Source organism: Treponema putidum, from assembly GCF_000755145.1.
GTDB lineage: Bacteria > Spirochaetota > Spirochaetia > Treponematales > Treponemataceae > Treponema_B > Treponema_B putidum.
This window is the reverse complement of record NZ_CP009228.1, coordinates 2,615,069-2,639,044: the sequence shown is the minus strand read 5'-3', so window position 1 is coordinate 2,639,044 and position 23,976 is coordinate 2,615,069. Positions and strand designations below refer to the sequence as shown.

General features: G+C 36.3%; 12 protein-coding genes and 1 pseudogene. All 13 read left to right on the top strand.

What is annotated here, in order from left to right; genetic code table 11:
• The first annotated feature begins 4 nt into the window (after positions 1-4).
• The 13 genes and pseudogenes from JO40_RS14105 to JO40_RS12010 all read left to right on the top strand — a co-directional run bounded on the left by JO40_RS14105 (position 5) and on the right by JO40_RS12010 (position 23,946).
• Positions 5-3,424, top strand: a complete 3,420-nt coding sequence (locus JO40_RS14105; protein ID WP_245608902.1) for an RHS repeat domain-containing protein — start codon at positions 5-7, stop codon at positions 3,422-3,424.
• A gap of 14 nt (positions 3,425-3,438) precedes the next feature.
• Entirely contained in the window at positions 3,439-3,807 is a 369-nt protein-coding gene (locus JO40_RS12070; RefSeq protein WP_245608901.1) for a hypothetical protein, read from the top strand.
• A 172-nt stretch (positions 3,808-3,979) separates the two neighbouring features.
• Positions 3,980-7,444, top strand: a complete 3,465-nt coding sequence (locus JO40_RS12065) for an RHS repeat domain-containing protein (RefSeq protein WP_044979525.1) — start codon at positions 3,980-3,982, stop codon at positions 7,442-7,444.
• Positions 7,445-7,462: 18 nt separating this feature from the next.
• Positions 7,463-8,389 carry a hypothetical protein gene (locus JO40_RS12060; protein ID WP_044979524.1) on the top strand — a complete coding sequence of 309 codons (927 nt, stop codon included), beginning with the start codon at positions 7,463-7,465 and terminating at the stop codon, positions 8,387-8,389.
• A 76-nt stretch (positions 8,390-8,465) separates the two neighbouring features.
• Positions 8,466-10,838: an RHS repeat domain-containing protein gene (locus JO40_RS12055; protein ID WP_044979523.1), complete on the top strand. Its 2,373-nt coding sequence runs from the start codon at positions 8,466-8,468 to the stop codon at positions 10,836-10,838.
• A 21-nt stretch (positions 10,839-10,859) separates the two neighbouring features.
• The gene (locus tag JO40_RS12050; RefSeq protein ID WP_044979522.1) at positions 10,860-11,822 is read left to right on the top strand and encodes a hypothetical protein; all 963 of its coding nucleotides are present in this window, start codon (positions 10,860-10,862) and stop codon (positions 11,820-11,822) included.
• 188 nt (positions 11,823-12,010) lie between these two features.
• Positions 12,011-15,436, top strand: coding sequence for an RHS repeat-associated core domain-containing protein (locus JO40_RS12045; protein ID WP_245608900.1), 3,426 nt, complete (start codon positions 12,011-12,013; stop codon positions 15,434-15,436).
• A gap of 373 nt (positions 15,437-15,809) precedes the next feature.
• Positions 15,810-16,088, top strand: coding sequence for a hypothetical protein (locus tag JO40_RS12035; RefSeq protein WP_245608899.1), 279 nt, complete (start codon positions 15,810-15,812; stop codon positions 16,086-16,088).
• Positions 16,075-16,926, top strand: a complete 852-nt coding sequence (locus tag JO40_RS12030) for an SEL1-like repeat protein (RefSeq protein ID WP_245608898.1) — start codon at positions 16,075-16,077, stop codon at positions 16,924-16,926. The genes JO40_RS12035 and JO40_RS12030 overlap by 14 nt, the downstream gene beginning before the upstream one ends.
• Positions 16,910-20,248 (top strand): RHS repeat-associated core domain-containing protein, encoded by a 3,339-nt coding sequence (locus tag JO40_RS12025; protein ID WP_420864562.1) that lies wholly within the window; start codon positions 16,910-16,912, stop codon positions 20,246-20,248. Before JO40_RS12030 ends, JO40_RS12025 begins: the two co-directional genes overlap by 17 nt.
• Positions 20,249-20,252: 4 nt before the next feature.
• Positions 20,253-20,972 carry an SEL1-like repeat protein gene (locus JO40_RS12020; RefSeq protein ID WP_044979511.1) on the top strand — a complete coding sequence of 240 codons (720 nt, stop codon included), beginning with the start codon at positions 20,253-20,255 and terminating at the stop codon, positions 20,970-20,972.
• Positions 20,962-22,801 (top strand): annotated as a pseudogene (locus JO40_RS13760) (RHS repeat domain-containing protein); the annotation flags it as partial. The gene JO40_RS12020 and the pseudogene JO40_RS13760, both read left to right, overlap by 11 nt.
• 539 nt (positions 22,802-23,340) lie before the next feature.
• On the top strand, positions 23,341-23,946 hold the full coding sequence (locus JO40_RS12010) for a hypothetical protein (RefSeq protein WP_044979519.1): 606 nt from the start codon (positions 23,341-23,343) through the stop codon (positions 23,944-23,946).
• Positions 23,947-23,976: the final 30 nt, after the last annotated feature.

Below are 23,976 nucleotides of genomic sequence, written 5' to 3'. Positions count from 1 at the left end.
TTAGATGAAAATAAAAAATAATTGCCAGCATTTAAATAATTTTCTCCCTCGGACAGCGATTGTAAGGGAGCAAAAGCAATTTATACAAATTGCTTTTGCTGTACATCTTTCCGCAGTAATTTCTGCGGAAAGATACCGAAGCGATAGCGGAGCCCTGAAAAGCGCGGTGCTGCATTTTGTTTTCTTCATGATAATAATAAACAAAATGCAGCAGTCCGCCAAAACAAAACTATTATTAAACAACCCTACTGACAGGACTTTTGGAAATAGGTGGAGCAGATACAAGGAGTTAGGCAAAAAAGTACCGCAGGCGTATCGGGTATACGTCGAGGAAACTTTTTTGCCGTGCGACGCAGGAGATGCCCGCATATTTTCAAAAGAAGTAATTCACGACGGTCTGGGACGCATAAACTACACAGCAAAAGAAGGAGAAGTGTACATTGACGGAACGAATGATCAAACCCAAACAGGCTGGAACATCTCAAGTGTAATCAACTACGACAAGGCAGGACGAAAGACGGAAGAAGGAATGCCCTTCTTTTACGTAGGAAACTTAGAACAAGAACTGGTAAATAAAAATTCTTATGAAGCCCTTGAAGCGTTTTATGAGCTTAACGATTTTACAACGATAAGAAACGGAACAAAATATGAGTATGACGACATAGACCGAAACATATTAACGGTTTTACCAGACGGGCACACACAAAAAAACGAATACTCGATAAACTCTTCGCTTCAAATAACAAAGGCAATAGACCCGTTAGAGAACATAAGCATAAGTAAAAAAGACGCACGGGGAAACATACGGGAAGTAGAACGCTTAGATAAAAATAATAGTTTATTAACCAAAGCACGATACGAATACTCTGTATTAGGAGAAATGCTGCGAGCATACGACACAAACGAAAACCTTTTATCGGTAACGTATGACCTATTGGGAAGAAGAACCGCGCTTGAAAGCAAGGACACCGGCAAAAAAGAATGGATATATGATGATAAGGGCCGGCTTTACGCAGAAACGGACTCAGTATTAAAAAACAAAGCTGCCGAAATAAGATATGAATACGACGGCTTTGACCGCATAATAAAGACAGACTATCCTTTTAGCCAAGACATAGAATATAAATACGGAGCGCCGGGACAAAAAGGAGCAGGGCAAGTAGTCTACAAAAAAGATGAGACGGGAGAAACGCATTACAAGTACGGTGAATTAAACGAGGTAATAAAAGAAACAAGAACCATAAACCGCTACGAAGCAGTAAGCAGCTCTGAAACAGCCTCTTTTGAATACCGCTCGGATTACCTTGGGCGAATGCAAAGTATGAAATACCCCGACGGAGAAACCATAACCTACACCTACGATAAAGGCGGGCAATTAAAGGGCGTAAGCGGAGAAAAAACTACAAACAAGGGTAGCATAAAATACTCTTATGTAGACAAAATCCTATATGACGAACACGCACAAAGAGTATATATAAAGTATGGAAACGGAGTAGAAACAAGATATAAGTATGATGAAAAGAGGCGCTGGCTCGATACAATAGAAACCAAAAATAACCAAACCCAAGACGTCTTCCAAAAAATAAAGTACTCATTTGACCCTGTCGGAAACGTATTAGGTTATAATAACGACGCAAGCACGTATGAAACAAGTCAGAGTTACACATACGATAACCTTTACCAACTGATAAGCGTAGAAGGAACGAGTAACCAATACAAGGGTAAAAAGAGCTTCGGAGCAACGCCGGTAAGTATTGCAAAGTATAAACAAACATTCAGCTTTGATGCCATAGGCAATATGAAAGAAAAGCTAAGCACCACCAACATACCCGGCTCTCAAGGAAACTCCTATCCCAAGGCTGAACTTGATTACAGCCTCGACTACGAATACGACCCGGCTTATGCTCATCGGCTAATCCATGCAGGAACTAGATACTATCGCTATGACGCGAACGGTAACATAACGGCAGAAAAAGACGGGCCATTCACAGATGAAGAAGAGTTTACCTTTACATACTCCTATTTTGAAAATGAAGACGTCTACGGCGCCGACTACGGCTTCGGGCTTGATGCTCCAAAAGAAACGGAGCAAACCAACCCGCAAGACCTCTTTGCCTATAGACGTAACTACACTTGGAACGAGCGTAACCTTTTAACCAAATCAAGCGACCGAAACTTTACCGTCCACTACCGCTACGGAGACGACGGACAGCGGGCACTTAAATACACCGACGAGGGAAGAAGTGAAACCTTATATTTTAATAACTTTTTCACGATACATATCCCGACACAAGACCAGAATAACCCGCAAGGCTTAAGGGTTCACAAGCATATCTTTGTAGGTAACTCACGGCTCGTAACCGCGATGACGCATACCGATAACAGTGGCGACAATGAAGAGCAAAAAGTCAAGCGGTACTACTACCATAGCGACCACTTAGGCAGTGCACAGTTCGTAACCGACTGGAAAGGCAGACAGTATGAGCACATCGAATACACACCGTATGGGGAATTGTGGATAGAAGAAGTTGCTGCGGGCTTAGATAAACTGCCGTTCAGGTTTACGGGCAAGGAGTTGGATGAAGAGACAGGGCTGTATTATTATGGTGCGAGATACCTTGACCCGAAGTATAGTAGGTGGTTGTCAGGTGATCCTGCATTAGGGGAGTATATTCCTTCTTCGGGAACGGATCCGTCCAAACTTGCAGGAATGGGTGGCGTGTTTAACGTTGTAAACTTACACGTGTATCATTATGCGGGGAATAACCCTATTAAGTATGTGGATCCAGATGGGAGATCTACATGGATAGATCAAGATGGTCTAGTTAGAAATGTGATTAATGATGGAGATTTGAATATCTATCAATGGAGCGGGAATGGCGTTTATGAAAATATTGAAGGACCATTGTCAAAAGAGAGTGTTATTGATAATGAAAATCCATGGAAAGTAGTTGGTGAAACTCTGTTTTGGGATGCCTTTATTAGCCCCGATACCAATAAACCAGTTGGTAAATTGATCTTAGGAGAATCTATAGATGCTTATATTGATGATCTACATGCAAAAGCGGAATCATATGGAAAAGATAAGACCTTCAGATTATCTCTTCCTAATAAAGAATTTGATATAAAAACACAATACCCTGGCCATGAAGGTTTTTCATATCATGGTTTTTTATTTCACGGTAAATATGTAACATTACGAGAAGCTGGCAATATTTTAGCAGGAATGAATGCTGCTCTTTTTGGTATGGAATTTGATGATTTTCAAAAAGGTGCTGGGGCATTACATGCTAAAGGCCTTTGGGGAGTTGGTATGTATAAGGTGTTTGGAAGTGTGTATGGCCCTGCTCCTAAGTATGGAGAAAATGACTATCAGTATACGCGAAGTTTATATGGATATAATATCATCCTAAGGTCAAAATAAAAGAAGGTGGAATAATGAAAAGGATTGTTTTTTTATTTATTATAAGTGTGTTTTTATTTTTTATATTTATAGCATATTGTATATATACAAAAAATATTTTTGATTCTGCAAGACAGATAGTCTTATTTAATCATAATAAAAATATTCTTGTACTGTCTTACCAAGAACCTCTTTTATATTATGGCTCAGGAAATAAAATTTTATATATTTATAATAATTTTTATATATTGATCGGTAAATGCCGGTATGGAGAATTTCCATTAAAAATAGGAGATATAAATAATCATGATATTGAGCTTCTGATCGAAATACCGTTTTCAAGTGCTTCCTGGGGGTCATATAAAGAATATACAATTGATTTTATTAAAAAAATAAAAAGATAGGAAAGTATGATATTAAATATAAAATTATTACTAAAGATGAAATCATATATATCAAAAAATGAAGATATTACTGTATATGATTTGCGAAATGATTTATTGGAAAAATGAATATTGTTCTGAGCAATTATTTGACGAATCAGGATATATAGATTTAAATAAATTAAGAGAATAAATGAAGATTAGTTATTGTCGTATACAACCAAACTATCTCACTCGGACAGCGATTGAAAGGGAGCAAAAGCAATTTATAAAAATTGCTTTTGCTGTACATCTTTCCGCAGTAATTTATGCGGAAAGATACCGAAGCGATAGCGGAGCCCTGAAAAGCGCGGTGCTGTATTTTGTTTTCTTCATGATAATAATAAACAAAATGCAGCAGTCCGCCAAAAGAAAACTATTACTAAACAGCCCCACTGACATGCCTTTTGGAAATAGGTGGAGCAGATACAAGGAGCCTAGTAAAAATAAAGCGGAGGCGTATCTGGTATACGTCGAGCATTTATTTTTGCGTAGCGACGCAGGAGATGCCCGCATATTTTCAAAAGAAGTAATCCACGACGGTCTGGGAAGAATAAACTACACAGCAAAAGAAGGAGAAGTGTACATTGACGGAACCGCTGACCAAACCCAAACAGGCTGGAACATCTCAAGTGTAATCAACTACGACAAGGCAGGACGAAAGAGCGAAGAAGGAATGCCCTTCTTTTACGTAGGAAACTTAGAAAGCGATTTAAAAACCGTCTCATCGTATGAGGCGATAGAACAGTTTTATGAACTAAATAATTTTACAACGATAAGAAACGGAACAAAATACGAGTATGACGATATAGATAGGAACATTCTAACCACGCTTCCAGACGGGAACACACAAAGAAATGAATACTCGATAGACGCTTCGCTTCAAATAACAAAGGCAATAGACCCGTTAGAAAACATAAGCATAAGCAAAAAAGACGCACGGGGAAACATACGGGAAGTAGAACGCTTAGATAAAAATAATAGCCTCCTTACAAAGGCAAAATACGAATACTCTGTATTAGGAGAAATGCTGCGAGCATACGATGCAAAGGATAACCTTTTATCGGTAACGTATGACCTGCTTGGAAGAAGAACCGCATTAGAAAGCAAGGACACCGGCAAAAAAGAATGGATATACGACGATAAAGGACGGCTTTATGCAGAAACGGATTCGGTATTAAAAAACAAAGCTGCCGAAATAAGATACGAATACGACGGCTTTGACCGCATAGTAAAAACAGACTATCCTTTTAGCCAAGACATAGAATATAAATACGGAGTGCCCGGACAAAAAGGAGCAGGGCAAATAGTCTACAAAAAAGATGAGACGGGAGAGACTCACTACAATTACGGAAACTTGAACGAGGTAATAAAAGAAACAAGAACCATAAACCGCTACGAAGCAGTAAGCAGCCCCGAAACAGCCTCTTTTGAATACCGCTCCGACTACCTTGGGCGAATGCAAAGTATGAAATACCCTGACGGGGAAACAATAACCTACACCTACGATAAAGGCGGACAGCTAAAGGGAGTGAGCGGAGAAAAAACTACAAACAAGGGTAGCATAAAATACTCCTACGTCGATAAAATATTGTATGACGAACATGCACAAAGAGTATACATAAAATACGGAAACGGCGTAGAAACAAGATATAGGTACGATGAAAAGAGGCGCTGGCTCGATATAATAGAAACAAAAAATACGCAAACTCAAGACGTCTTCCAAAAAATAAAATATAATTTTGATGCGGTAGGAAATGTATTAGGCTATGCAAATGACGCAACTACCTACGAAACACAACAAACATATTCTTATGACAATTTGTACCAGCTGATAAACGTAGAAGGAACAAGCAACCAATACAAGGGTAAAAAGAGCTTCGGCATGACACCGGTAAGTGTTGCAAAATATAAACAAACCTTCAGCTTTGACGCTATAGGCAACATGACCAATAAAATAAGCACCACAAACATACCCGGTTCCCAAGGAAACTCGTATCCAAAAGCTGAACTTGACTATAACCTGAATTACGAGTATGACCCTGCCTATGCACACAGGTTAATCCATGCAGGCACCCGATACTACCGCTATGATGCCAACGGCAACATCACTGCCGAAAAAGACGGACCTTTTACGGATGAAGAAGAATTTGCATTTACATACTCATACTTTGAAAATGAAGATGTCTACGGCACCGACTACGGCTTCGGCCTTGACGCCCCGAAAGAAACCGAGCAGACAAATCCTCAAGACCTTTTTGCGTATAGAAGAAATTATACATGGAACGAGCGGAACCTTTTAGTCAAATCAAGCGACCGAAACTTTACCGTCCACTACCGCTACGGAGACGACGGACAGCGTGCACTAAAATACACAGACGAAGGCAGAAGTGAAACGCTATACTTCAATAACTTTTTCACGATACATATTCCCACACAAGACCAAAATAACCCGCAAGGACTACGGGTGCATAAACACATATTCGTGGGAAACAGCCGCCTTGTAACGGCAATGACGCACACCGATAACCAGGGGGATAATGAGGAACAGAAGGTAAAGAGGTACTACTATCATTCAGATCACCTCGGCAGTGCACAATTTGTAACCGACTGGAAAGGCAGACAGTACGAACATATAGAGTATACGCCGTACGGAGAATTGTGGATAGAAGAAGTTGCTGCAGGATTGGATAAGTTACCGTTCAGATTTACGGGAAAAGAGCTTGATGAAGAGACTGGACTTTATTACTATGGAGCTAGATACCTTGACCCGAAGTATAGTAGATGGCTGAGTGGTGATCCTGCATTAGGTGAGTATATACCGCAAGCACCGATAAATGACAAAGCTAAAAAGCATAATGAAAATTTACCCGGAATGGGTGGGGTGTTTAATGTTGTAAACTTGCACGTGTACCACTACGCGGGCAATAATCCGGTGAAGTATATTGATCCGGATGGAGAGAGGATATTAGATGTTGATAATTCACTTTTTCAAGGAAGTGGTGGCGATACTATACTTGGTGCTACGGGTTCCTCAACTATATCAGCTTATGGATGCGTCTTAACAGGGTATACAAGAATTGGAAATCATATTTCTGGAAAAAATTACAGCTTAACAGAGACCAATAGTATTGCGGTTAGTAACAGCTTATTTGTTGCTAGAACTAATGAAAATGGAGAAGAGATATCGGCTAGAAATCTTTTATCAGTTAGCAAAGGTGTTGAATTAATAAATCTTATGACAGGTAATGCGAATTTATTTGTTATACATAAAGATTCAAAAAGTTTTAGCTATAAATCAAATTTTCTTACTGAAATAGCTGCTTATATTAATAAGTGGGGAAATAGTGGTGGAAATTATTATCTTCTTGCAAGAATAGAAAAAGGGTACTATAATTCAAATGGTAAATTTATTTCTACTGGTGGACACACTGTAAATATAAATGCGAAGTCAAACAATGTATCTAATTTGGATGATTTGCTAAATGCATTTAATATTGGTATTAATAATACTCAAGAAGGACATCCGACTGGTGATACTATAACAAAAAATAGTGTATGGAAGATTACACGTATTGATGTTTTACAATCCATAAAATTACCTGATAATGCTAACTAACGATAGGGAGAATCAAAAATGAAGATATTTATTTTATTAGTTATTCTAACTTTGAGTATTTCTTGTAGTAAGGAAGGAAAACTTCAGTCTATAAATGTAATACAAGCATGTCCCACTAAAAAAAGTGATGAGGCTATTGAACTCGATTTAAAATCTTATAATCCGTTTATGTATGAGATAAACATAAGAAAGTTGAAATATACAAATATTAACAGCAATTATTATGTATTGCCTGAAACCATGAAAAAATGCAAGCAGATACATATTTTTGAAAGTTGGACGACCGAATATATATCATATTTATCCGACTTGGTTACGCAATATGATATGCCCTGTCAAGCTTATTTACCTGAAAATCAAAAGACTTTAAAGAGTTTTGCTTTATTTAATAAAAACGGTCAGGTAGTAAAATATGTATATAAATTAGGCTGCATTCCGACAGACTCATATCCTCATGATGAAGTATACACTTATTATTATAATGATAAAAATTTTATTAGCAAAGATGTTTATAAGATGGAAAATACGGATAGTGAAGTCAGACAGCTTGTAAATGAATATGAAAAAAAGCGTAAAAATAAAAAGATGTTATACAATGAAAAAGAAAATAAATATACATTCGATGATATGGAACTTATCTTCAATGAAGACGGCAAATATAAAGAAATTAAGATTTATTATCATGAAAGATCTTTTGATAAATATGAATTTATTTATGAAAATGCTATGATAAAAAAATTTAAAAAATATGATAATGATAAATTAGAATATGAGATAATTAGTGAGTATGACAACTCAGGCAAAATAAGGAAATATACAACCTCATTGGGGGGGACGGTTGAAATTTTAAAATATGATGAGTACGGTAATTGGATTGAGGAAAAGCTTTTTTCTGATGGAGTTTTGTTTTCTACCACATATCGAGAGATTGAGTATTGGGAGTAATATAATTTAATATATATTATTTATGCTTTAATTATGAAGTTGTATAGATAAAATTAATGATATTGAGGCTTAAAATATGAAAGTAAAAAAAAGTATATTTTCACGGCCCAACTATCTCACTCGGACAGCGATTGAAAGGGAGCAAAAGCAATTTATACAAATTGCTTTTGCTGTACATCTTTCCGCAGCAATTTCTGCGGAAAGATACCGAAGCGATAGCGGAGCCCTGAAAATCGCGGTGCCGATACTTGTTTACTTTTATATTATAATGATAAACAAGTATCGGCAGTCCTCCAAAAGAAAGTTATTACTAAACAACCCCACTGACAGGACTTTTGGAAATAGGTGGAGCAGATACAAGGAGCCTAGTAAAAATAAAGCGGAGGCGTATCTGGTATACGTCGAGCATTTATTTTTGCGTAGCGACGCAGGAGATGCCCGCATATTTTCAAAAGATGACGAACACGCACAACGAGTCTACATCAAATACGGCAACGGAGTAGAAACAAGATACAACTATGATGAAAAAAGAAGATGGCTAAAAGACATCAAGACAGAAAACAAAGATAAGAATTTGGTATTCCAAAAAATAAACTATAACTTTGATGCCGTAGGTAATGTAGAAGGGTATATAAATACTTCAAGCAAATATGAAACAAGTCAAAGCTACAGCTACGATGCCCTCTATCAACTTATAAAAGCCGAAGGAACGCACAAACAATACGGAGGAATAAACCCTAACCCCGATAACCCGCATCCTTCAAATCCCTTACACACAAATAAATACAGACAAACATTTGCTTTCGACATAATAGGGAATATGACGAATAAGAGCAGTACTACGAACATTCAAGGCGGCTCAATAAGCAGTGATGACACAAAATTAAACTATGAACTGGATTATGAATATGACAGTAAATACGCCCACCGCTTAATAAGAGCCGGAACCCGATACTATCGCTACGACGCAAACGGCAACATAACGGCCGAAAAAGACGGCCCCTTTACAGAAAAGGAAGAGTTTACGTTTACCTACTCCTACTTTGCAGAACATGACGTATACGGAGTAGATTACGGCTTTGACCTAGAACCCCCTGAAGATGATCCTGCAAACCTAGAAGTAGGCACAACAAGTACTACACCTACAGGAGGCTATCGACGGGACTACACATGGAACGAAAGAAATCTCTTGATAAAATCAGACGATAAGTTAAACACAGTAATATACCGCTACGGAGATGACGGACGGAGAGCCTTAAAGTTTACACAGCAATCAAATAGCGAAACTTTATACTTTAACAATTTCTACTCGGTACACCAAGTTGCCCATGAACCTAATCACGAACATGGGCTTAGAGTAAGCAAACACATCTTTGTCGGAAACTCGCGGTTAGTAACTGCTATGACTCACGCTGATAATAATGGAGACACAACGGAACAAACTGAAAAACGTTACTACTACCACGCAGACCACCTGCAAAGTGCACAGTTTATAACAAATGCCAGAGGAGAACAGTACGAACATATAGAGTATACACCTTACGGAGAGTTATGGATAGAAGAGACTGCACCGGGGATAGATAAGTTACCGTTTAGGTTTACGGGGAAAGAGCTGGATGAGGAAACAGGATTGTATTATTATGGAGCGCGGTACTTGGATCCGAAGTATAGTAGATGGTTGAGTGGAGATCCTGCGTTAGGTGAGTATATTCCGCAAGCTCCGGTAAATGACGAAGCTAAAAAACACAACGAGAACCTGCCCGGAATGGGAGGTATATACAACACGGTAAATTTACATGTTTATCATTATGCGGGGAATAATCCGATTAAGTATGTGGATCCGGATGGGGATAAAATACTGGATGTTAGTACGACTTTGGTTCAAGAAAACGGAGAAGAAGATCCCTTAGGTAAGGGTAATACGACAATTGCTTCACATGGCTGTGTTTTAACAGCATATACTAGAATTGCAAATGCGATAAGTGCTATTGGTGAACGTACATTACAAAACGCTAATTCATTGGCTCTTAAGAAGGATATTTATGATGGAAATAACAAAAATTTAATATTTAACTCTCCTACTGCTTCCAAATTAGTAAATTCCATATCTATTCTAAGTGAATATAAAATGTCATTTTATAAATCATTAAATAATATTAGCTTAAATGAATATGGTAGCGAATTGGAAAAACTAAGCAAATCAGAAGACTTATATGCTATTACCATTAGAGTTTCAAATAAGTATGGAGGCCATACTGTCAACATGAATTCTGATGGAATTATTGTGGATACTGAAGATAATTATACCATCAAAATTAATAACACCTCAGAAAAAGGATATTTACCGTCAACGGTTGTTAATGATATCATAACGGATTCTTCAGCTATAATCCGTATTGATATATTTAAGATAGAAAAGGTAAAAACTGTTCCATTTTTACCCGAATAACTTATTAAGGGAGACTAAATAATGAAAATGTTAAGGAATATGATTTTTATTTTTATGTTGGTTCTTTTGGTTTCATGTATAAAAAGAGAAAACAATGAATTAGATAATAGTAAGATTTTAAATAATATAAACCTAGATTCAAAAAAGGATGATGATATTTATGACCGTGGCTTTCTAATAAAAGAATTAAAAAATAATGATTTAATTCCGTATGATTTAGCTTATCTTACAAAAAAACCTGAGTCTATTTTTGTATATGTTATAAAAAGTGAATGGGCACTGAGAGAGGCTATATCTGATTATGAAAAATATGGTGAGAGTTCAGGGGAAATACCTAAATTGGAAAATTTAGGTAAGCGAGAATTTATTTTTGAAAGACATTATGATTATTACGGTAATTATATATATGAAAAAAGAAAGACGGTTGCCGGATATATATATGAGAGTATCAAATATGATAAATATAATCGTCCTATAGAAAAGATAGAAATCTATGAAGACTCTTATGTTAAGAAACTTACGAGTATGATAGTTATTGAGTACGCTCCGGTAAAACAATCAGATAATATATTAGAAGCAAAAATATATAAAGCTGATAAAAATGGAGATAAGAGAGAAATAAATATAGTTAGATCAGGTAAAAAAGAAAATATTTATTTTTTTAATGACAATGAATTTTATTTTGAAAATAATCAAATCACAAAAATTAATACTCCTGATAAAAAATGGATATTTAAATATGCTAATAATACTTTTTTATCCGAGATAGGAATTTCTCATGCAGGAGTAGGATATGAATCTATAAAAATGGAATATGAAAAAGGTGAGTTGGTGCGATGCATAAATGTATTTGGAAAATCAAAATCGCGGTATAAATTTATCAGATACGACAAATTTGGAAACTGGATAGAGATGCAAATATTTCATGGAGATAATACTGATTTTACAGATACTATTATCCGTGAAATAAAATATTATGAATAAATACCTAATATTATCTAAAAAACAATATTAGGTATTTTAGAATAGATAAATAAATGAAAAAAAATTTTCTTGAATAGAAAATTTATTGATGTAAATTATTTAACTGCTTTAGGAAGATTAGATTTGATAAGAGTATATTTAAATAAAATATTGGAATTGATAAAACAGAGGCAGGAAATAAAAAAAACATGAAAACAAAACTTTATTTGTATTTACAGCCTAACTATCTCTTTTCTCGGACAGCGATTGAAGCGGAAATCCTTTTTGCGGTGTGTTTAAGCAAAAAGCAAGCTCTGACCGGAGGGAAGAGCCTTGCCCGTGAAGACAAATGCAGCAAAAAGATTGGAGCGGAAAGCGCAGTGCTCAATTTTGTTTTCTTCGTAATGCTAAAAAACAAAATTGAGCAGTCCGCCACTCAAAGCTGCTTAAAAAACAACTTATTACTAAACCGCTCCACTGACAGGAGTTTTGAAAATAGGCCGATGAAAAAGGTACGTCCTTGTACCTTTTTCATTCCAGAGTTTTGCCTAGGCAAAACTCTCAAAGCTATAATCACCGCCATCCGTGGCGGGGAGTTAGGCAAAAAAGTACCGCAGGCGTATCGGGTATACGTCGAGGACACTTTTTTGCCGTGCGACGCAGGAGATGCCCGCATATTTTCAAAAGAGGTAATCCACGACGGTCTAGGACGCATAAACTACACAGCCAAAGAAGGAGAAGTATACATAGACGGAACCGATTACCAAACCCAAACAGGCTGGAACATTTCGGGAGCGGTTTATTATGATGAAGACGGAAGAAAAAAAGGAGAAGGACAGCCTGTGTTCTATGGAGGAGATATACAAAATGAATTAAGCGGAAGCTCAAGTCAAATCCTTTTATATGAAAAATTAAACGAATTAAAACATCCTACAAATTATGAATATGACGGACTAGGCCGCGTAATAAAAACAACCCTTCCCGACGGAAACAGTCAAAAAACGGAATACTCGATAGACGCTTCGCTTCAAATAACAAAAACAACCGACCCATTGGAAAACATAAACATCAGTAAAAAAGATATAAGAGGAAACATAAAAGAAGTAGAAAGATGGGATAAAAACAATACCTTACTAACCAAAGCCCGATACGAATATTCGGTATTAGGAGAAATGTTAAAAGCCTACGACGCTAAAGACAACTTATTGGCAGTAAACTATGACATGCTTGGACGGCGCATAAGTTTAGAAAGCCTTGATATGGGAAGAAAAGAATGGAACTATGACGATAAAGGCCGCTTGGAGTATGAAAACGACTCCGTATTAAGATCAAAATTAGCGTCAATAAAATATGAATACGACGGACTGGACAGAATCATAAAAATAGACTATCCTTTTAGTGAAGATGTAGAATATGAGTACGGGGTACCGGGACAAAAAGGAGCGGGAGAGGTAATCCGCAAAAAAGATGAAACGGGAGAGACAAAATACGAATACGGCCTACTAAACGAAGTAAAGGTAGAAACACGGACAATAAAGAGGGGAAGAGAATTTCAAAAGCCCGTAACCGCCGTGTTTAACTACGAAGCCGATTACTTAGGCCGAATGCAAAGCATAAGCTACCCCGACGGAGAAGTGTTAAGCTACAGTTACGACAAGGGAGGACAATTAAAAGGAGTTATAGGTAAAAAAGGAATAGAAACCTATAGGTATGTAGACAATATCTTGTATGATGAACACGGTCAGAGAGTCTACATCAAATACGGAAACGGAGTAGAAACAAGATACAAATATGACCCTGCACGGCGTTGGCTAAAAGACATAAAGACAGAAAACAAAGATAAGAATTTGGTATTCCAAAAAATAAACTATAACTTTGATGCAGTAGGTAATGTAGGAGGGTATATAAATACTTCAAGCAAATATGAAACAAGTCAAAGCTACAGTTATGACAATTTGTACCAACTTATAAAAGCCGAAGGAACGCACAAACAATACGGAGGAATAAACCCTAACCCCGATAACCCGCATCCTTCAAATCCCTTACACACAAATAAATACAGACAAACCTTTGCCTTCGACATAATAGGGAATATGACGAATAAAGATAGTACTACGAACATTCAAGGCGGCTCAATAGGAACTACGGATGACACAAAACTAAACTATGAACTGGATTATGAGTATGACAGTAAATATGCACACCGCTTAATAAGAGCGGGCAATAGATATTACCGATACGACGCCAACGGCAACATCACTGCAGAAAAAGACGGCCCCTTTACAGAAAAGGAAGAGTTTACATTTACCTACTCCTACTTTGCAGAACATGACGTATACGGCGTAGATTACGGCTTTGACTTAGAACCCCCTGAAGATGACCCTGCAAACCTAGAAAGTGGAGGCACAACAAGTACTACACCTACAGGAGGCTACAGAAGAGATTATACATGGAATGAACGCAACCTATTGATAAAATCAGACGATAAGTTAAACACAGTAATATACCGCTACGGAGATGACGGACAGAGAGCCTTAAAATTTACTCAACAGAGTAATAGCGAAACTCTTTATTTCAATAACTTTTATTCGGTACATCAAGTTGCCCATGAACCTAATCACGAACATGGGCTTAGAGTAAGTAAACATATATTCGTAGGCAACTCTCGTTTAGTAACTGCAATGACGCACACCGACAACCACGGCGACACAACCGAGCAGACAGAAAAGCGTTACTACTACCATGCAGACCATCTACAGAGTGCGCAGTTTATAACAAATGCTAAGGGTGAACAGTACGAACATATAGAGTATACACCATACGGAGAGTTATGGATTGAAGAGACTGCTCCCGGAATCGATAAGTTACCGTTTAGGTTTACGGGGAAAGAACTGGATGAAGAGACGGGACTGTATTATTACGGAGCGAGGTATTTAGATCCTAAATACAGTAGGTGGTTATCAGGAGATCCGGCACTTAATGAGTATATACCAAAAGCTCCGATAGATGATGAAGCGAAAAAGCATAATGAGAATTTACCCGGTATGGGTGGTGTGTTTAATGTTGTAAACTTGCACGTGTATCATTATGCGGGGAATAATCCGGTGAAGTATGTGGATCCGGATGGAAAGAAAACTACGATTATGATTATTCATGCAAATAGTGGATGGGAAAAATTGCTTGGGGGATCTCATGTTGCAATTCATTTTAGCAATCCTGGTAAAACTTCATCTGGAGATTTCGAACTTCCAACTTTATATGATCCCAGCGGATCTTATATGATATTAAATCCGGCTAAACAGTTATATAGACCATCATCTGGTGTTTTTTCAGGTGAGGAGGCTTCTGATTTAGCTAGTTATATAAAATCTGTTCTTGATCGTGATAATGATGAGTATATAATAGCTTATACAATTAATACTACACCAGCGCAAGAAGCTAAAATGATTGAACTTGCAGATGAATATGGTGATGGTTCTGGATTTAACTGTGCTGATTATGTGTCTGAAGTACTAAAAGAGGTATTAGGATTCAAACATACTATGTCACCAGGTAATTTAGAAAGTCAATTAAAAGAATCTAAGTTAGTAACTGAAGTTAAAACATATAAAAAGGTAGTTGTAGATGAAAAATAAAATATGTTTTATGATTGAATTGATTTTATATGTAATATTATTTATTTTTATGAAAAGTATTATTGAATATACTCATTATAAAAAAATGTATATTATTTTTTTTACTTCACTATTTTTTAATATTCTTATAACTATTTATTTTGATAAAAGTAAAAGTAATAAATATTTACTTGGTTCAATTTTAATGAATATTTTTTTTGGGTTTATTATCTTTTTTATGGAAACATGAGTGCTTTTTTTCATGAGAGATTATTTGACGAATATACATTCTTCTCTTTTCTATTTACTACAATATTTTTTAACCGGTAACTGGCTATTACCGATAATGCTATATTCATTAAAAAATGTATTGATAAAAATTGAGGGATAATATATGAAAAGACTGAAATGGGATATGGAACTATTTTTTAGACAATGGACTATAACTCTGATCTATCGTTTAATTCTTAGTCATAGTATTCTCAAGATTGTTTTGCAAAAAAAAGTTGCTGATGCTTTAGGAGAAGGAGCTCTTGTTATTGCATCGATAGGATTTGTCAATTTTAAATCCGGTATTCTCATACAAACAAATAGATCCGGTAATAAAAAAAACAGTATTCCATATGCTTCTGTTGGTCCTGGAGAACAATATAAATTTATTGGAGGGAAATAGTAATGAAAAAAATATATTTCTTTTTTTATTATTAAATATGTGTTTACTTTTTTCTCAGCCTACTGATGATGATATTTTCAGATATTTAAAAGAAAAACTGGGAAATATTGATGATGATATTCTCAGATATTTAGCAGAAGAGATAGGGAATATTGATAATGATGATATCATGTATGTAGAAGAGATAGATCGTAATTCCAGTTGTTTTGTTATAAAAGACGATGCGGAGCTATTTCAAAAAGAAACACTTGCATTACAAGGAGACCCTCGTGCAGTAGATATCTTAATTGACCATTATGTCTATATTCAGAATATCGATAATGAATTAAGAATATCAAAACTGAACTATTGGCTTGAAATTTTAATTGAAAATGATATAACGCCCCGTTCGCAATGTAATTACTATACTATTAAGGAATGTTATAATTTTGATAATCAAAAACGAAGGCTGTTTTGGTTGTATACAAGTGCGGCAAAGGGTTTTGAACTGGCACTATGGAATGTAGAGCGTAGTAGAAAAAAACAAATAGTGTTTACTATGGCAAATGATAGTGATTATCCGATAGAAAAATTAAAAGAAGAACAGGTGTTTTTTTATGAAGACGGAGCATTGCGTGGTTCTGGAACAGCAACGTATTCGCTTGGAAAATATTATGAACAAATAAATGAAAAAGAAAAAGCTTCATATTGGTATAGAATAGGTGCGCAAAATGGAAATAATTATTGTATGTTGAGATATGCAAAAATACTAGGAAACAGTGAAGACGAATTTGATAAACTTCGTAGCAATTTTTGGATAAAAAAAGTAGTATATAATAATAATGAAAATGAAGAGTAATTATTTATTAAAACATTCAAACTATCTCTCTCGGACAGCGATTGAAGCGGAAATCCTTTTTGCGGTTTGTGTAATCGAAAAGCAAGCTCTGACCGGAGGAAAGAGCCTTGCCTGTGAAGACAAATACAGCAAAAAGATTGGAGCGAAAAGAGCGGTGCTCAATTTTGTTTTCTTCGTAATGCTAAAAAACAAAATTGAGCAGTCCGCCAAAAGAAACTCATTACTGAAAAAACCTACTGACAGGACTTTTGAAAATAGGTGGAGCAGATACAAGGAGTTAGGCAAAAAAGTACCGCAGGCGTATCGGGTATACGTCGAGGACACTTTTTTGCCGTGCGACGCAGGAGATGCCCGCATATTTTCAAAAGAAGTAATCCATGACGGCTTAGGACGCATAAACTACACGGCAAAAGAAGGAGAAGTGTACATTGAAGGAACCATAGATTCTACTCAAACAGGCTGGAATGTTTCGGGAGCGGTTTATTATGATGAAGACGGAAGAAAAAAAGGAGAAGGACAGCCCGTGTTCTATGGAGGAGATATACAAAATGAATTAAGCGGAAGCTCAAGCCAAATCCTTTTATATGAAAAATTAAACGAATTAAAACATCCTACAAGTTATGAATATGACGTACTAGGCCGCGTAATAAAAACAACCCTTCCCGACGGAAACATACAGCGTAATGAGTACTCGATAGACGCTTCGCTTCAAATAACAAAAACAACCGACCCTAAAGAAAACATAAACATCAGTAAAAAAGATATAAGAGGAAACATAAAAGAAGTAGAAAGACGTGATAAAAACAACACTCTTCTTACTAAGGCAAAATACGAATACTCTGTTCTTGGCGAGATGCTGCGAGCCTACGACGCAAAGGACAACCTTTTGGCAGTAAACTATGACATGCTCGGAAGGCGCATAAGTTTAGAAAGCCTTGATATGGGAAGAAAAGAATGGAACTATGACGATAAAGGAAGACTTGAGTATGAAAACGACTCCGTATTAAGATCAAAATTAGCGTCAATAAAATATGAATACGACGGACTGGACAGAATCATAAAAATAGACTATCCTTTTAGTGAAGATGTAGAATATGAGTACGGGGTACCGGGAGAAAAAGGAGCGGGAGAGGTAATCCGCAAAAAAGATGAAACGGGAGAGACAAAATACGAATACGGCCTACTAAACGAAGTAAAGGTAGAAACACGGACAATAAAGAGGGGCAGAGAATTTCAAAAGCCCGTAACTGCCGTGTTTAACTACGAAGCCGATTACTTAGGCCGAATGCAAAGCATAAGCTACCCTGACGGAGAAGTGCTGACTTACAGTTACGACAAGGGAGGACAATTAAAAGGAGTTATAGGCAAAAAAGGAATAGAAACCTATAGGTATGTAGACAATATCTTGTATGATGAACACGGTCAGAGAGTCTACATCAAATACGGAAACGGAGTAGAAACAAGATACAACTATGACCCTGCACGGCGTTGGTTAAAAGACATCAAGACAGAAAACAAAGATAAGAATTTGGTATTCCAAAAAATAAATTATAACTTTGATGCCGTAGGGAATGTAGAAGGGTATATAAACACGGCTAGTAAGTATGAAACAAGTCAAAGCTACAGTTATGACAATTTGTACCAACTTATAAAAGCCGAAGGCACGCACAAACAATACGGAGGAATAAACCCTAACCCCGATAACCCGCATCCGTCAAATCCCTTACACACAAATAAATACAGGCAAACATTTGCCTTCGACATAATAGGGAACATGACGAATAAGAGCAGTACTACAAACCTTTCCGGAGGCTCAATAGGAACTACGGATGACACAAAACTAAACTATGAACTGGATTATGAGTATGACAGTAAATACGCCCACCGCTTAATAAGAGCGGGCAATAGATATTACCGATACGACGCCAACGGCAACATCACTGCAGAAAAAGATGGAAAGTTCAGCGACAAAGAAGAAATAACATTTACCTATTCCTACTTTGCAGAACATGACGTATACGGCGTAGATTACGGCTTTGACTTAGAACCCCCTGAAGATGACCCTGCAAACCTAGAAAGTGGAGGCACAACAAGTACTACACCTACAGGAGGCTACAGAAGAGATTATACATGGAATGAACGCAACCTATTGATAAAATCAGACGACAAACTAAACACAGTAATATACCGCTACGGCGATGACGGACAGAGAGCATTAAAGTTTACACAGCAATCAAATAGCGAAACTTTATACTTTAATAACTTTTACTCCGTACACCAAGTTGCCCATGAACCTAATCACGAACACGGGCTAAAAGTAAGCAAACACATCTTTGTCGGAAACTCGCGGTTAGTAACCGCTATGACGCACGCAGACAACCACGGCGACACAACCGAGCAGACAGAAAAAAGATATTATTATCACGCAGACCATCTGCAAAGTGCGCAGTTTATAACAAATGCTAAGGGTGAACAGTACGAACATATAGAGTATACACCATACGGAGAGTTATGGATTGAAGAGACTGCTCCTGGAATCGATAAGTTACCGTTTAGATTTACCGGGAAAGAGCTGGATGAGGAAACAGGACTGTACTACTATGGAGCGAGGTACTTGGATCCGAAATACAGTAGATGGTTGAGCGGGGATCCGGCATTGGGTGAGTACATTCCGCAAGCTCCGGTAAATGACGAAGCTAAAAAGCATAACGAGAATTTACCCGGTATGGGTGGTGTGTTTAATGCCGTAAATCTTCACGTTTATCATTATGCGGGGAATAATCCGGTAAAGTATGTGGATCCGGATGGGAGAAGTGTGTGGGCAGAAATCGATTCTGAAATTAAATCTATAATAGATAAATTATATAATGATAGTCCTACATTTAAAAAACATTATGACAATTTACTGGCTGAAAAAGCACCTAATGGTCAAAAAATTTTAGTAACTATTACTACTGATTTAGGGAAATATGCTGGGAATACTGTTACAAATGATTCTCCGGTGATATTTGAAGCGGATATAGAAACGCTTGATAATAAAGGTAATCGTGTGAATAAAAAAATGCAAGCTACTACTGATATGGTAATGGCTATTAATATTAATATAGATCTAGATCGTGTATATAATAAAGATTTACCCTTAGTAGATATTATAGCGGAAGAGGTGGTGCATGCATCTGACATAACAAAAGTTGGTTCAGAAAAATGGAATAAAATTGCTCGAGAGGAAAATAAATTACCTTATAAAGATCGTCCGAGAGAAATAAGTGCTAAAAATCAAGTTAAAATAATTTTATCGGAACTTAGAGATAAAAGGAAGTGATAAAGTGAAAAAACAATTATTTAGTTTTAGCATAATATTTTTATATCTTATTAATATTTATTGTTTAGAGATTGATATTGTTGATATAAATGAATTTGAAAATACATATCATATGATAGATAGACTAAAGACTGACTTTTTAGACTATCATTTTGACTATGAACGGGATAAAACTGTTGAATTTAAAATAAAAGTAGAAATAAAAATTCTCCAAATTAGAAATGAAAAAAAGAAGATATATATTGCTGTTTATAATGATAGTATTGAATTGTCCAATTTAAGTATTTATTGTGCTATTATGAAATTTAATTCTTTCGGCTTTCTTGAATTTTATGAATTATGTAAATTTTCTGAAGAAAAAATTAAAGATATGTATCCTACAACTGTCACCTATGTGCAAAGAGGAGATGATTTACTATCTTATCATATTTCCGATAAAACATTGCAAGAGTTTAAAGAGTTTTCTTTGAATGGTGGAAAACATGCACCTTTTTATTTATATCAATATTATACCTATAAGAATGATGAAAGTGCTTGGTATTGGCTGCAGATAGGGGCACAAAATGGCAATAAAAAGTGTCAATATGAATATGGTAAATATCTTCTGGCAAAAGATGATAAAGATAGTAAAACAAGGGGGCTATTTTGGATAAAAAAAGCGGTATTTAATGCAAGTAAAGAAGCACAGCAATTGTTAAAACAAATAGAAGAAAATGAACATTAGCTATTTATTAAAACATTTTAACTATCTCCTCTTTCGGATAGCTATTGAAGCGAAAATCCTTTTTGCGGTTTGTTTAATCAAAAAGCAAGCTCTGACCGGAGGGAAGAGCCTTGCCCGTGAAGACAAATGCAGCAAAAAGATTGTAGCGGAAAGCGCGGTGCTGACACTTATGTACTTTTACATAATTATGATAATACACAAGTGTCAGCAGTCCGCCAAAAGAAAGTTATTATTAAATAAAAGCATCTTATCGGAGGTTTTTCCGCTTATGGTAGGAAGCGGAAAAACAATGGCTTTTGAAAATAGGCGAGGTAAGTACAAGGAGTTAGGCAAAAAAGTACCGCAGGCGTATCGGGTATACGTCGAGGACACTTTTTTGCCGTGCGACGCAGTAATTGCCCGCATATTTTCAAAAAAATGACGAACATGCGCAAAGAGTCTACATCAAATACGGAAACGGAGTAGAAACAAGATACAACTATGACCCTGCACGGCGTTGGTTAAAAGACATAAAGACAGAAAACAAAGATAAGAATTTGGTATTCCAAAAAATAAATTATAACTTTGATGCCGTAGGGAATGTAGAAGGGTATATAAACACGGCTAGTAAGTATGAAACAAGTCAAAGCTACAGTTATGACAATTTGTACCAACTTATAAAAGCCGAAGGCACGCACAAACAATACGGAGGAATAAACCCTAACCCCGATAACCCGCATCCGTCAAATCCCTTACACACAAATAAATACAGGCAAACATTTGCCTTCGACATAATAGGGAACATGACGAATAAGAGCAGTACTACAAACCTTTCCGGAGGCTCAATAGGAACTACGGATGACACAAAACTAAACTACGAACTGGATTATGAGTATGACAGTAAATACGCCCACCGCTTAATAAGAGCGGGCAATAGATATTACCGATACGACGCCAACGGCAACATCACTGCAGAAAAAGATGGAAAGTTCAGCGACAAAGAAGAAATAACATTTACCTACTCATACTTTGCAGAACACGATGTATACGGCGTAGACTACGGATTTGACCTAGAACCTCCCGAAGATGACCCTGCAAACCTAGAAAGCGGAGGCACAACAAGTACTACACCTACAGGAGGCTATCGACGAGACTACACATGGAACGAAAGAAATCTCTTGATAAAATCAGACGATAAGTTAAACACAGTGATATACCGCTACGGAGATGACGGACAGAGAGCCTTAAAATTTACTCAACAGAGTAATAGCGAGACATTGTATTTTAATAACTTTTATTCGGTACACCAAGTTGCCCATGAACCTAATCACGAGCACGGGCTTAGAGTAAGCAAACACATCTTTGTCGGAAACTCGCGGTTAGTAACTGCTATGACACATGCGGATAATAATGGAGACACAACCGAGCAGACAGAAAAAAGATATTATTATCACGCAGATCACCTACAAAGCGCACAGTTTATAACAAATGCCAGAGGCGAACAGTATGAACACATAGAGTATACACCATACGGAGAGTTATGGATTGAAGAGACTGCTCCCGGAATCGATAAGTTACCGTTTAGATTTACCGGCAAGGAACTTGATGAAGAGACTGGACTGTACTACTATGGATCGAGGTACTTAGACCCGAAATACAGTAGATGGTTGTCAGGCGATCCGGCATTGAATGATTATATCCCTAAAGCCCCGATAGATGATGAAGCGAAAAAGCATAATGAGAATTTACCCGGTATGGGAGGCGTGTTTAACGTTGTAAACTTGCACGTTTACCACTACGCGGGGAATAATCCGGTGAAGTATGTAGATCCGGATGGAAGAATATTAATAATTGATGGTTCGTCATCTGATGACCCTAATTACGTAAAAAAAATTGAAAAATTACTTGATTTAGCTTCTGCAGCTTCTGCAGAATTTAAAAATATGCTTGATGCTATAAAAAGAAATAAGGATATAACCGTAAAAATCTTGCCTAATAATGTACATTTCCCTGATCCGATGTGTGGATCTCAAGCTGGGGAGAAGGAGAAGAAATTAGGAATACCAGTTGATTCCGATATTTATTTTTCTCCTGATATTGAATATATTGATTCAGGTATACACTTATATCCAGTTGGGATTATTGCTCATGAATTAGCTCGTGCCTATGATAATATGATGGGAAATTATGCAATGAATTTAGATAGAACAAAATCAAAAGATGGATCATTTTATTATAATCCTAGAAAAGAAGCAAATGCTGTTAATATTGAGAATCAGGTATATTTGTATTTTGGATATAATTATCGGTCAAACTATAGTGGTGAAACCATTCCTATAAGATCAGAAGTTGCTACTAAAAGGAAAATGGAAATGTGGAGAATGATGCGATGAAAAAAAAATATTCATTAATTATTATTATTATGTTATATTTTGAATTATTATACGGATTTGAATTTCCTTCTTTAATTATAAACAATGATAAGGCAACTGTATTTTTAAAATCATATTTTAATGGTGATGATATATGGGAATTTTATGAAATAGCTGTTCCTGCAAGAATAAGTAATAATGGTGATAATAAATTTTATTGGCATATTATTTTTCTTGCTTCAAAAAACTATGAAAAATGTATTGTGTTTTTTAATTCAAAGTCTCAACATAACTTAGTGGGTAAATTGACCGCAGATGAATTTCATATCATTAGTAAGCAAATCAATGCAAGGTTAATATTTAATAATAACTATAAAAAATATTCTGATATACAAGGTATACATCAGCCATTTTATTTACATATACGCAATAAAGAGCATGCTAATGTTGTTTATGGGGATACTGCAAATGCAGAGAGTCATATGTGGGCTAATCAATTATATTATTATTTTAATCAATTTGTTCCACAAAAAGATAAGCTTCTATATAAGGAGGAAAAAAATGAAAAAACATTTGAAGAAAATATGTTTGAAATATGTGGCATTAAATTTACTAAATTTTAAAAATAATTCTGAAGGCTTGTAAATATTCTA

What these genes read in the sequence shown, in the direction of transcription:
- JO40_RS12070 (WP_245608901.1), top strand. Translation starts at nt 3,439, where the DNA reads ATGAAAAGGATTGTTTTTTTATTTATTATAAGTGTGTTTTTATTTTTT.
- JO40_RS12045 (WP_245608900.1), top strand. Translation starts at nt 12,011, where the DNA reads ATGAAAACAAAACTTTATTTGTATTTACAGCCTAACTATCTCTTTTCT.
- JO40_RS12065 (WP_044979525.1), top strand. Translation starts at nt 3,980, where the DNA reads ATGAAGATTAGTTATTGTCGTATACAACCAAACTATCTCACTCGGACA.
- JO40_RS12035 (WP_245608899.1), top strand. Translation starts at nt 15,810, where the DNA reads ATGAAAAGACTGAAATGGGATATGGAACTATTTTTTAGACAATGGACT.
- JO40_RS12055 (WP_044979523.1), top strand. Translation starts at nt 8,466, where the DNA reads ATGAAAGTAAAAAAAAGTATATTTTCACGGCCCAACTATCTCACTCGG.
- JO40_RS14105 (WP_245608902.1), top strand. Translation starts at nt 5, where the DNA reads ATGAAAATAAAAAATAATTGCCAGCATTTAAATAATTTTCTCCCTCGG.
- JO40_RS12050 (WP_044979522.1), top strand. Translation starts at nt 10,860, where the DNA reads ATGAAAATGTTAAGGAATATGATTTTTATTTTTATGTTGGTTCTTTTG.
- JO40_RS12025 (WP_420864562.1), top strand. Translation starts at nt 16,910, where the DNA reads ATGAAAATGAAGAGTAATTATTTATTAAAACATTCAAACTATCTCTCT.
- JO40_RS12060 (WP_044979524.1), top strand. Translation starts at nt 7,463, where the DNA reads ATGAAGATATTTATTTTATTAGTTATTCTAACTTTGAGTATTTCTTGT.
- JO40_RS12010 (WP_044979519.1), top strand. Translation starts at nt 23,341, where the DNA reads ATGAAAAAAAAATATTCATTAATTATTATTATTATGTTATATTTTGAA.